Source organism: Bartonella sp. AP30XZML (assembly GCF_042195945.1).
Classification (GTDB): Bacteria; Pseudomonadota; Alphaproteobacteria; order Rhizobiales; family Rhizobiaceae; genus Bartonella.
Genome location: NZ_JBHIPJ010000065.1, coordinates 1 through 1,185, shown reverse-complemented (window position 1 = coordinate 1,185; position 1,185 = coordinate 1). Strand labels below are relative to the sequence as shown.

Here is a 1,185-nt window from a genome sequence, read left to right as displayed (position 1 = left end):
TGCTTGCTTTTCAGTGATTGTCATGCCTTCGTAAATAAAAGGCTTTCCAGCACTGTTTGTATGTCCATAACCTATTGTCCACACCCCAATGGCATCTTTATAGGCGTTCAAACGCAAACCTTCCCATTGTTTAATAAGTGCTAGTCCTTCTGATGATATTTTTCGCATATGATTCTCCATAAAAAAAGCTCCGCAAAAAGCAGAGCTGGATTAAAAAATTGACATCTTTCTCATTCGGAAAGATAGCTTGGTTAAGCTTCATGTCGCTTTTTCATTGGAACAAAAGAATGTATTTGACATTGTAATAATTGTATCTTATAAGTTACAAATGTTTACAGTATACAAAACAGAGCATTTTATAAAATGGCTAGATTCTTTAAAAGATGAGATTGCGCAAGCGCATATTGTTAAACGGATAGCAAGAATAGAAACGGGATTTCTTGGAAATGTAAAATTTTTCCGTGGAATTGGAGAGTTAAAAATACATCATGGTCCTGGCTATAGAATCTATTTTGTAAAACAAGGTAAACAAATCATTTTGTTATTAAATGCGGGTGATAAATCTACACAACAAAAAGATATCGAAAAAGCTCTTCAATTAGTAAAGGAAATGAAACATGGAAATTACTAAATTTGACACAAGTGAATATTTCAAGACACCTGAGACACAAAGGATTCTTTTAGAAGATGCTCTTGAAAGCAAAGATAGTAAGTATCTTGCCCATGCTCTTGGTATAATAGCGAAAAACCAAGGAATGAGTAAAATCGCCCAAAATACAGGGCTATCAAGAGAGTCTCTTTATCGTTCTTTAAGTGATAAAGGCGACCCACGGCTTTCTACTTTTCTCAGTGTTTTGAGTGCTTTAAATTTGCAGATTAGCTTAACGCCTATCCAAAATAATTGTAAGGAACAAGCAGCTTTAGAAGAAGCATCTTGACTACCTCCCCACCTTTAAAGATGGGGAAGGGAGGTATTTAAGCAACCTTTTTAATGAGGGGCTCTAAATCTGGTTTATAACCTATCATGTATCCTCTTCGTCCATATGGATAACGCCTTCACCTTCGTCGCATGCGTTTGGTGGAGCGTTTGGGTCAAGGGTATCGTCCTTGTCTGGTGTGGTGTTTGCAACGTTTCCAGCCGCATCTTCTTGCGCTTTATCAAAAAGTTCGCACTCTATTTTTGTG

At 36.8% G+C, this 1,185-nt stretch carries 3 protein-coding genes and 1 pseudogene; 2 read left to right on the top strand and 2 right to left on the bottom strand.

What is annotated here, in order from left to right; all coding sequences use genetic code 11:
* The coding region (locus ACFIL2_RS05045) for a lysozyme (protein ID WP_375680625.1) at window positions 1-168 on the bottom strand (168 nt) is incomplete at its 3' end.
* A 160-nt stretch (window positions 169-328) separates the two neighbouring features.
* On the opposite strand from ACFIL2_RS05045, the gene ACFIL2_RS05040 reads away from it, so the two are divergent.
* Window positions 329-631, top strand: a complete 303-nt coding sequence (locus tag ACFIL2_RS05040; protein ID WP_212113015.1) for a type II toxin-antitoxin system RelE/ParE family toxin — start codon at window positions 329-331, stop codon at window positions 629-631.
* Entirely contained in the window at window positions 618-938 is a 321-nt protein-coding gene (locus ACFIL2_RS05035; RefSeq protein WP_273783426.1) for an addiction module antidote protein, read from the top strand. Before ACFIL2_RS05040 ends, ACFIL2_RS05035 begins: the two co-directional genes overlap by 14 nt.
* Window positions 939-1,022: 84 nt before the next feature.
* Here the strand turns inward: ACFIL2_RS05035 and ACFIL2_RS05030 are convergent.
* Window positions 1,023-1,185, bottom strand: a pseudogene (locus ACFIL2_RS05030) (late control protein); the annotation flags it as partial.